The organism is Mesorhizobium sp. (genome assembly GCF_005063415.1).
Classification (GTDB): Bacteria; Pseudomonadota; Alphaproteobacteria; order Rhizobiales; family Rhizobiaceae; genus Mesorhizobium.
Window position 1 is genome coordinate 1 of record NZ_SUEG01000082.1, and the last position, 10,248, is coordinate 10,248.

At 62.8% G+C, this 10,248-nt stretch carries 8 protein-coding genes; 3 read left to right on the forward strand and 5 right to left on the reverse strand.

Going from position 1 to position 10,248, the window contains the following annotated elements; translation table 11 throughout:
- Positions 1 to 164 precede the first annotated feature (164 nt).
- Positions 165 to 3,368 (reverse strand): multidrug efflux RND transporter permease subunit, encoded by a 3,204-nt coding sequence (locus E5W70_RS20450; RefSeq protein ID WP_292661532.1) that lies wholly within the window; start codon positions 3,366 to 3,368, stop codon positions 165 to 167.
- On the reverse strand, positions 3,365 to 4,495 hold the full coding sequence (locus E5W70_RS20455; RefSeq protein WP_292661581.1) for an efflux RND transporter periplasmic adaptor subunit: 1,131 nt from the start codon (positions 4,493 to 4,495) through the stop codon (positions 3,365 to 3,367). Before E5W70_RS20455 ends, E5W70_RS20450 begins: the two co-directional genes overlap by 4 nt.
- 322 nt (positions 4,496 to 4,817) lie before the next feature.
- Between E5W70_RS20455 and E5W70_RS20460 the strand changes: the two genes are divergently transcribed.
- From E5W70_RS20460 to E5W70_RS20470, 3 genes are all read left to right on the forward strand, one after another.
- Entirely contained in the window at positions 4,818 to 5,477 is a 660-nt protein-coding gene (locus E5W70_RS20460; RefSeq protein WP_292661535.1) for a L,D-transpeptidase, read from the forward strand.
- Positions 5,478 to 5,487: 10 nt separating this feature from the next.
- A complete protein-coding gene (locus E5W70_RS20465; RefSeq protein ID WP_292661539.1) occupies positions 5,488 to 6,000 on the forward strand; it encodes an OmpA family protein in 513 nt (170 codons plus the stop codon).
- A 413-nt stretch (positions 6,001 to 6,413) separates the two neighbouring features.
- Positions 6,414 to 8,714, forward strand: a complete 2,301-nt coding sequence (locus E5W70_RS20470; protein ID WP_292661541.1) for a hypothetical protein — start codon at positions 6,414 to 6,416, stop codon at positions 8,712 to 8,714.
- A 228-nt stretch (positions 8,715 to 8,942) separates the two neighbouring features.
- Here E5W70_RS20470 and E5W70_RS20475 read toward each other — a convergent pair whose 3' ends face one another.
- From E5W70_RS20475 to E5W70_RS20485, 3 genes are all read right to left on the reverse strand, one after another.
- Positions 8,943 to 9,023: a hypothetical protein gene (locus tag E5W70_RS20475; RefSeq protein ID WP_292661583.1), complete on the reverse strand. Its 81-nt coding sequence runs from the start codon at positions 9,021 to 9,023 to the stop codon at positions 8,943 to 8,945.
- Between the two features lie 42 nt (positions 9,024 to 9,065).
- Positions 9,066 to 9,311 carry a MoaD/ThiS family protein gene (locus tag E5W70_RS20480; protein ID WP_023675441.1) on the reverse strand — a complete coding sequence of 82 codons (246 nt, stop codon included), beginning with the start codon at positions 9,309 to 9,311 and terminating at the stop codon, positions 9,066 to 9,068.
- A gap of 66 nt (positions 9,312 to 9,377) precedes the next feature.
- A partial coding sequence (locus tag E5W70_RS20485) for a molybdopterin cofactor-binding domain-containing protein (RefSeq protein WP_292661545.1) occupies positions 9,378 to 10,248 on the reverse strand: 871 nt, incomplete at its 5' end.

Below are 10,248 nucleotides of genomic sequence, written 5' to 3' on the forward strand. Positions count from 1 at the left end.
AACGCGCCATAATGTCGAATTACCTCTTGCATCGCGGGAGCCATCCACAGAAGACCTCGCAAGCGAGGACTCGGGAGGTCGCGGTTGTCGCGCAGATCGTGGCCGTTACGCGCCGCCGATTTTCTGGAGTGATAAGCCGCGCCCGACGCGGCGAATTCGTTACCCTACTCGGCGGCCGTCTCCGATGCCGCCTCTGCCGGCCCCGAAGGCTCGGCCTCGGTACGGGGCTTGCGCCGTGAAAAGAGCGACCTGAGCGTGACGTAGAACACCGGCGTCAGGAACAGGCCGACGAAGGTGACGCCGAGCATGCCGAAGAACACCGCGGTGCCGAGCGACTGGCGCATTTCTGCGCCCGGGCCTGTCGCGATCACCAGCGGCACGACGCCGAGGATGAACGAGAAAGCGGTCATCAGGATCGGCCGCAGCCTGAGCCGGCAGGCTTCGACGGCAGCTTCGGCGGCCGACAGGCCGCGTTCCTGCGCCTGGCGCGCGAATTCGACGATCAGGATCGCGTTCTTGGCGGCAAGCCCGATCAGCACGATGAGCCCGATCTGCACGAGGATGTTGTTGTCCAGCCCTCGGAAAGACACGCCGAGCAACGCCGCGAGCACGCCGAGCGGCACCACCAGCACAATGGCGAACGGCAGCACCCAGCTTTCATATTGCGCCGCCAGCGCCAGGAACACGAACAGCACCGACAGTCCGAAGATATAGACAGCGGCATTGCCGGTGTTGCGCTCCTGATAGGCGAGCTCGGTCCATTCATAGGAGGTACCGGCCGGCAGCGTCTTTGCCGTGATCCCTTCCATCAATGCCAGCGCGTCGCCCGTGGAAACGCCGGGCGCGGCGTTGCCCTGCAGCGGCACCGAGACGTACATGTTGTAGCGCTGGACCAGCGCCGGGCCGGTGACGTCGCGGATCTCGATCAACGTGCCGAGCGGAACCAGCGCGCCGGTCGCCGAGCGCACCTTCAGTTTCAAGATGTCGGCGCGATCGAGGCGGAATGCCTGGTCGGCCTGCGCCCGCACCTGGTAGACGCGCCCGAAAGCGTTGAAGTCGTTGACGTAGGCGGTGCCCAAATTGATCGACAGCGTCTCGAAGATGTTGGGGATCGGCACGTTCAGGATGCGCGCCTTGTCGCGATCGATCGCCAGGAAGAATTGCGGGCTCGACGCGGAGAACGTGGTGAACACGCCCGTCAGCCCCGGCGTCTTGTTGGCCTTGCCGGCGATTTCGTTGGCAAGCGCTAGGATCTGCCGCATGTCGGCGCTGTTGCGCTCCTGGATCTGCAGCTTGAAGCCGCCGGCATTGCCGACGCCGCGGATCGGCGGCGGCGGCAGTGCGATAATGAAGGCTTCCTTGATGCTTTGCAGGCTGCCGAACAGATTGCCGATGACCTGGGTCGCCGACTGGCCGGCTTTCAGTCGCTCGTCAAAGGGCTTGAACCTGGCGAAGATCACGCCAGCGTTGCTGGCGTTGGTGAAGGTCGCGCCGGAGAAGCCGGCGAAGGCGACTGCGTAGTCGACGCCTGGCGTTTTCCGGATGATCTGCGACGCCTGCTGGATGACCCCATCGGTCCTCGACAGCGAGGCGCCGTCCGGCAACTGGACGACGACGATCGCATAGCCCTGGTCGAGCGACGGAATGAAACCGCGCGGCACCGCCTGCACCATGTAGACCGTGGCGTAGATGAGGGCCGCGAAAACGGCCAGCATGGCGGCGATCGTTATCCACGAGCCGACCAGCACGCGGATGATGCTCGAATACCAGTGGGCGACCCTGTCGAAGCCGCGATTGAAGCCGTCGGCGAGCGCCCGTCCGAACCGCGCTAGGAAAAAGCGCGGCGGCGCCGCCGCGGCGTGGTGCGGCTTGAACAGCAGTGCGGCCAGCGCCGGCGAAAGCGTCAGCGAATTGAATGCCGAGATCGCCGTCGACACCGCGATGGTGATCGCAAACTGCAGGTAGAACTGCCCAGAAATGCCGGGGATGAAGGCGGTCGGTACGAAAACGGCTATCAGCACCAGCGAGATCGCGATGACCGCCGTTCCGACTTCGTCCATGGTCAGGTGCGACGCCGGATTGGGCGCCAGCCCTCTGGCGATATTGCGCTCGACGTTCTCGACCACGACGATCGCATCGTCGACGACGATGCCGATCGCCAGAACGAGGCCGAACAGCGTCAGCATGTTGAGCGAGAAGCCGGCGGCGTAAAGCACCGCCAGCGTGCCGATCAGCGACACGGGGATCGCCACGATCGGCACGATCGCCATGCGCCACGATTGCAGGAAGACGATGATGACGATGATGACCAGCAGCATCGCCTCGAGGATTGTCTTGTAGACCTCCTGGATCGACTCGGCGACGAACTCGGTCGGATTGTAGACGATGTCGTAGCTCAACCCCTTCGGGAAGTCGCGGGAAAGCTCCTTCATCTTGTCCTGGATCTCCGCGGCTGCGGCGAGCGCATTGGTGCCCGGCCGCTGGAAGATGGCGAGCGCCACCGCCGGTTTGCCGTTGAGATAGGAGTTGGTGACGTAATCCTTGGCGCCGAGCTCGATGCGCGCCACGTCCTGCAGCGAGATCAGGCGGCCGTCGTCGGTCGATTTGACGATCACGTATCGGAAGTCGCGTGCGTCGTTGAAGCGGCCTTGCGTGGTGACCGTGTACTGGAACGCCGCGCCGGTGCTGGTCGGCGGCGCGCCGATCGAGCCACCCGACACCTGGACGTTCTGGTCGCGCAGCGCCTGCACCACATCGCCCGAGGTCATCCCCAGGGCGGACAGTTTTTCCGGATCGAGCCAGATGCGCAGCGAATATTCGCGTTCGCCGAAGATGATGAGGTCGCCGACGCCGTCGAGTCTGAGCAGTATGTCGCGCACCCGCGAGCGGGCGTAGTTCGAGACGTAGAGCTGGTCGTAGGTATTGTCGGGCGACAGCATGTGCACGACCATCATCAGGTCGGGCGAGGTCTTGGTGGTGGTGATGCCGAGGCGGCGGACTTCTTCGGGCAGGCGCGGCTCGGCGACCGACACGCGGTTCTGTACCAGCACCTGCGCCTGGTCGAGATCGGTGCCCAGCTTGAAGGTGATGGTCAGCGCCATCGCCCCGTCGCCCGACGAATAGGACGACATGTAGAGCATGCTCTCGACGCCGTTGATCTCCTGCTCGATCGGCGTTGCCACCGTCGCTGCGACCGTCTCGGCGTCGGCGCCCGGATACTGCGCGCGAACGACGATGGTCGGCGGCGCGATCTCGGGATATTGCGCGACCGGCAGCTGGGTATAAGCAATCCCGCCGAGGATCAGCAGGACGATCGAAACGACCGATGCGAAGATCGGACGGTCGACGAAGAAATGTGCGAACCTCATTGCTGCAACCCGGCGGTCTCGGCCCTGGGCGGCAACGTCACCATCTCGACCTTCACCTTGGTGCCGGGCCTGGCGTGCATCAGCCCGTTGACGATGATCGTCTCGTCGCCGGTCAGGCCCCCGCGGATCACCCGGTAGCCGTCGAGAAGCGGGCCGGTGCGCACGGGCTTCGCCGACACCATCCCGGCCTCATCCACCAGGAACACGATGCGGCGATCCTGGTCGGCGCCGATCGCCTCGTCGGGCACCAGCACGCCGCTATGCGGCAGCGACCCCGGCACGTTGATGCGCCCGAACATGCCTGGCTGGAGAATGCCGTCGGCGTTGGGAAACCTTGCACGCACCCGCATGGTGCCGGTCGCGTTGTCGATCCGGTTCTCGGCAAAATCGAGCTTGCCTTTGAATACCGCCTCCGCGCGGTCGGCGACGCGAACCACCACATCGAGCCCGCCGGCGCCTTCCTGCATGCTGCCGCCACGCTCCTTCGCGTCGCGGGCGTAGCTGAAATACAGGCGCTCATCGACGTCGAAATAGAAGTCGATCGGATCGCGCGTAACGATGGTCGTCAGCAAGGTGGAATCCGGCTGCACGAGGTTGCCGACCGACACCAGCCGGCGGTCGATGCGGCCGGACAAGGGCGCCTTGATCTCGGTGAATTCCATGTTCAGGCTGGCCGTCGTCAGCGCAGCCGTCGCGCCCTGCATCTGCGCCTGCGCCGAAAGGTATTCCCGCCGGCGGTCGTCGACCGTCGCGGTTGATATATTGCCGGTCTTGGCGAGTTCGTCGGCGCGATCCAGCTGCATCTTGGAGAATTCGAGCAGACTCTTGGCGACGTCCACTTGCGATTTGGCGGCATCATAAGCCGCCTGGTACGGACGCTGGTCGATGGTGAAGAGCAGGTCGCCCTTGTTGACTAGTGCGCCGTCCTGGAAGCTGATTTTGTCCAGATAGCCGCTGACGCGCGAACGGATGGCGACCTGGTCGACGGCTTCGAAGCGCCCGACGAACTCGTCGTCTTCGATGATTTCACGGACCACCGGCTTGGCCACCGTCACCACGGGAAGCTGCTGGTCCTGCGCAAACGCAGTGCTGCTGAAAGCCATGCCGAGCAGGAATGCAGCCGACATGGCGGCGCGGGCAAGCCAGCCGGCCGATCGACGGGGTCGCCCGCCCGCGTCGCGATGCAATTGCCCATTCTCTGGGGTGTCCATTTGCGTCCTCGCTCGCTGGACCGGAGGTCGGTTGATCCGCTTCTACGCTCAGGCTTCTCGTCGAGATCAGAGCATTGCAGTGTTGTGCATGGCAACATGATCATTTTCCATGTGGGCTGAAATGTCCACCCTGTGGCGGCTGCCCCGGCGGACTGAAGCACCGCAGCATTTTCCACTTTGAGGCGAAATAATTCTCAACTATGGTTCGCCAGGCTTTAGGCATGGGGGAATATTGCCGATGGTTTTATCACGCAGGGGTGTCGTGCTTGGCGGCCTGGCGCTGGTCGCGGTAGGTGCAACCAGCAATATTGCTCAAGCCGCGGCGGCAAAATCGTTTTTCGCCGGCACCGCCAGCGACAACAATTTTGTCTATCGCAAGACCAACTTCGCCAAGATCGACAAGAGATGGCATCGCCAGATCGTCAAGTATTTCAGCAGCGAGCCGGTCGGCACCGTCGTGGTCGATACCCGTCACCACTTCCTCTACGTCATCATGGAAAACAAGACCGCCATCCGCTACGGCGTCGGCGTCGGCAAGGAAGGCTTCAAATGGTACGGCCGCGCGACGATCGACCGCCGCGCGCTGTGGCCGGACTGGGTCCCGCCCCCCGAAATGCGTAAGCGCAGGCCGGAGCTACCCCCCATGATCGCAGGCGGCGCGTTCAACAATCCGCTCGGGCCGCGCGCGCTCTATCTGCACCGCGACGGCGCCGACACCGGCTACCGCCTGCATGGCACGCTGGAGCCATGGAGCATCGGCACCGACGCTTCCAGCGGCTGCATCCGCATGTTCCCGGAAGACATCATCGACCTCTACCAGCGCTGCCCGATCGGCACCGCGGTGCAGGTCCTGCCGCACATCGCCGACCAGGCGCCCGCTTCCACCACTGTCGAATGATTGGCGCCTCATGAACCGCATGATTGAAAACACGCGCCGGCTGCTCGCCGCCGGCCTGCTGGTGTTGGTCGCATCCTGCTCGACCAGCAACACGCTGGCCCCTTCCACGCCCGACGTCACCAACACCGAGGTTGCCGGCTTCCAGAACGTGCAGCCGGGCAGCGAGGAGGATTTTATCCTCAATGTCGGCCGCCGCACCTATTTCACGCAAGGTTCGGCCGCGCTCGATTCTGTCGCCAAGGCCACCCTCGACACCCAGATCGCCTGGTTAGCAAAGCATCCGCGCTGGCTGCTCAAGCTGCAGGGTTTCGCCGACGATCCCGGCGCAAGTGAAACGGCGCTGTCGCAGCAGCGCGCCGATGCGGTGATGGACTACCTCGCCGCCGGCGGCATAGACCGCAACCGCATGTGGGCCAAGGGCTACGGCAAGGACAGGCTCGTCCGCGAGTGCCCCGACACCGCCTGCAGGTCGCAGAACCGCCGCGTTGTGTCCAATTTGCGCGATGTGAGGGACGAGTCGTAGAGGCTGCTGTTTTGCTTGTCACCAAATCAGAGTCTCACACCCGGCGGCGGCATGGCTGCTTTGCGCCTCATCTCGGACATTGAGACCAGCGTCGCCGTGCGCTCAGAACGGACCCTCGCGATCCAGAAGTGGAACTCGATGGACCAGCAAGCCGACGAGCAAGCGCGCCGAGCCGCAGACGCGCTTGGCCGAAATGCCTAGCACCTGGTCTGAGATCGGTTGGGTCCAATGGGGCAGCATCGACAAGGCTGAATTGCTGATGAAGCAAGTCTCGACGATTTTCTCGCCTTGCTGGCAAAATAAGCAGTCCAGCTCCGCGCCGACCCATCCGTAAGTCATCCGTAAGTGCGCTCCCTCTACGTCCTGTTTCGAACCAGGCGACATGTCTGCGCCATACAGAGAGGGAAACGACTATGAGCACGCTCCTTGCACCAATTGTGATTGGCCCCGTATCGGTCTTGAGTACCTCGGTACGCATCGATGGGCCGCTTCCCGGGTCGAGCATTTCCCTCCTCGTAAATGGCGTAGCTGTCCCGGCGGTAGATGCCGGCGCCACAACCACTACCTTTGTACCGGTCGCCGCAGGCTCCCTCAACGTGGGGGATGCGTTGACCGCACGCTGGACACTCGGCGCCGAAACCAGCGATCCAAGCCCGGTCCCGATAGCCGTGCTCGGGCATCCCTCGAAGCTAAGCCCATTAGTGTACTTGAGCCAGGTGCACGAGTGCGTTGACTGGGTGCTGATAGGCGGAGCCTATCCTGGCGCCACGGTCGAGATTTTCAACGGCGGCGCATTAATTGGCAGCGATACTGCACGCGGAAATGTCGTACCAGTGCGCATACGCGGGGCGATCCAGGCCAACGATGTGCTTAGCGCGGTGCAGTCCGTTCAGACGCCTGCCGGACAGGTGAAGAGCAGTCCGACCCCGAGCTTCCCCGCCGAACAGACGCCGTATCGGGAAAATACCATGCCGGCACCGGCAGTCGGCCCAGTTCCCGGGTGCGCGCAAGCAATACCCGTCAGGGGATTGGCTCAAGGCGCCACCACCAAGGTCCACTTCAATGGCGACGTGCTGGAATATCCTTTCGTTGGTGCCAACCTCCTGGCGCTGCTCGGCCGTACCGCGCACAATCCGGATGTCTTCAGCGCCACGCAGCACTTCGAGCGCTGCAATGCATCAAGTCCGTCATCTGCTCCTCCGGTGATCGTCGACGAAACCTTGCCGGTTCGAAAGCCCGTAATAGGGACCTCACAGTACTCCTGCCCGGCAGCCCGCGCTTTGCCTATCTCCAATCTCGAGCCCGGCGCGACATTGACGATCCAACTTGTCGATCCGACTTCGGGTGCCGCTACCGTGCTCGGGCGGATCGGAGTCGGCGAGGATGTGAGTTCCGGCCAATACTGGATTCCCGACGTGTCGGCCCTGATCCCGGCATCGCCGCCGTTTCCATCGCTTGTCGTCATCCAGGAGTTATGCGGCAAGACAGCCACATCGGATAAGTTGCTGGTGGTGGGGTCTTACCAGGGCAGCGTATTTCCGCCGACCGTCATGGAGCCTGCATTTGAATGTGTAAGCGGCGCTTTCGTCAACAGCGTCGACAATGCGGTCGTGCGTTTGTATTCGGATGCGCTGGATTCTCCTGTGATCAGCAAGCCCGTGTTCAATTTTGGCGGCGCCGTCTGGGTCGAGACATTTCGGCCGTTGCGCGCCGGCGAGCACATTCACGCCGAGCTGGAGCTTACTTGTCAGCCCCCCGCGCTTCGGGTCGGGAGCCCCGTCAAAGTATCCGACCTGACCCCACTCAAGACCCCGGATATTCAACAGCCCGTCCGAGTCTTCCAGCGGTTCATTTACTTATCAGGCACAATTCCCGGCGCGCGCGTGCATGTATTCGTGAACGGGAAGTGGCGCGCCAGCGATACGCCAATTGGTTCGACGACGCTCTTCTTCGGGATTTACGTGGGCGAGCTCAAGGTAGAAGACCAAATTACGGTGATGCAGACATTGTGCACGAAGATGTCTCCGCTCACCAGAGTTCCCGTCAATGTTTTCCCCGGGCAAATAGTGCTCTCTGCGGCTCCCCCGTCCCTGACAGCGGGCCAGCCGGCGACGTTAATCATCAAAGCAGTCGATGCCGACGACAAGTTCAAATCGGTTGGAGGGACCGTATCGCAAGGGGGCGTGGTGGTCGGGGCCACCAACACAGCGTTCACCCTGTCTCCGCCGACCGGCCAAGTATCGGTCAGCTTGCAAGTTGCAGCCGTTGGTTACAACACCGAGACCATCAGTATTCCCCTTACTGCGCCGCCGGTCGTCAAGCCGGCGATGCTGACCATAGCAACAGGTCTCTGGTTCAACGCCTCCAAGAAAGAAATCACTGAAATCACATGGCACCTGCAGGGGCCGTCCGGCAGCTTTTCAAAGACCGAAAAGCCGAACGCAGAGCCGGCGTTGGTTCAGTTCGCGTTGCCCAAGCCAGCCGGCGGCGGGTTCACGCCGTTCACTCTCAGCTGCGAGGTCACATTCCAGTTCCAGGATTTCAATTTCATCTCGGGCGTATCTGGTACGAGGTCGAGTAACTTTATCGAGGGAGGTCTCATAAAGCCGTCTCCATCAACCGTCGAAATGCATTGGAGCGGTACCGACCTGACGATCAACTTCCTGGTAAAGTGGATACAGCAGGGCGATTATTTCGTCATAGAGCTCATGTAATCGAAAGCTGGCGGAAGGGGCGTTAGGTTGACTGGAGCGGTTCATCGTTTCACGGAAACGGCGAACCGCTCTATCTCTTTGTTTTGCGCAATTGCGGACGGAAACCGTTTCACACTTTTCCTGGAATTGCGCTAATGCTCGATCGGTCCCTTCGGCATGACGAGCGCCCTGTCGGCCGCTCGATCATGCGGCGGACGGGGGGTGGCTCATTGCCGCTGTGCGCCATACCTATGGGCGGATGCGGCCGCGGTCGGCCATGGTGGCGAGGAATTCCGTCACGTCCTCGTTGCGGATGACATATTCGATCATGATGGCGACGGGGCCGCTGCGCGGCTTGAGGTCGAGATCAAATTATCCCCCGGCAAGACGCGGCAGCAGGAATATCTCGGCCCCTTCCGGCAGTTCCTTCGACCAGGTGTCGCGATAGATCGTCCCGTCGATGGCGACGGCGATGCCGCGATCGATGTATGGCTCGAGGCCGGGATACTGCTCAGCCAGCTTCCTGAACAGCTCCCGAATATCCTTCGCCTCGATCTCGACCTTGCTCTTGCCTCCGGCGATCGCGCCGAGCGATCCCCAGAGCGTTACTTCGACCATCAGCGCGAGACCCTCATTGGGGATGGAGCATGATGTTGTCCGAAAACCGCTGCGCACTTTTCGGCATCATGCTCCCCGTTCCGCCTCAAGCGCCGCCAGGATGCGCGGCGGCGACATCGGTATATGCGCCATGCGCACCCCGACCGCGTTCGAGACTGCATTGGCGATCGCCGCCAGCGGCGGCACGATCGAGGTCTCGCCGACGCCGCGCACCCCGTAAGGATGGTTGGGATTGGGGATCTCGAGGATCTGTGTGTCGATCATCGGCAGGTCCGAGCAGACCGGGATCCGGTAATCCAAGAAGCCTGGGTTCTGTAGCCGCCCGTCCTTGCCGTAGATATACTCCTCGTTGAGCGCCCAGCCGATGCCTTGGGCGGCACCCCCCTGGTACTGCCCCTCGACGTAGGTCGGATGCACCGCCTTGCCGGCGTCCTGGACGACCGTGTAGCGCAGCACCCTGGTGAAGCCGGTCTCGGGATCCACCTCGATATCGCAGATATGCGTGGCGAAGGAGACGCCGGCGCCGTCGGCGACGAGCTCACTGTGGCCGGCGATGGGTCCGCCCGTCTTTCCGGAAGCGGCTGCGATCTCCTTCAGCGACAATGCTGCAAGGTTGCCGTATTTCTCGCCCTTGGCAATCGCGTGGCCCTTTTCCCAGACCACATCGTCGACTGGGATGTCCCACGTCTGCGCGGCGCGATCCCGCAGGATCTTGATGGCGTTGCGGGCGGCGGAGATCGTCGCCATCGAAGACGAGAAGGTGCCGCGGCTGCCGTCCGTCATGTCGTTGTAGCCGAGGCTGGACGTATCGGCGACCACCGCCTTGACCTGCTCATAGGGGATGCCGAGCTCCTCCGCCGCGACCAGCGACAGCGAGGCGCGCGAGCCGCCCACGTCAACGGTTCCGACGGCGAGCGAGACCGAACCGTCCATGCCG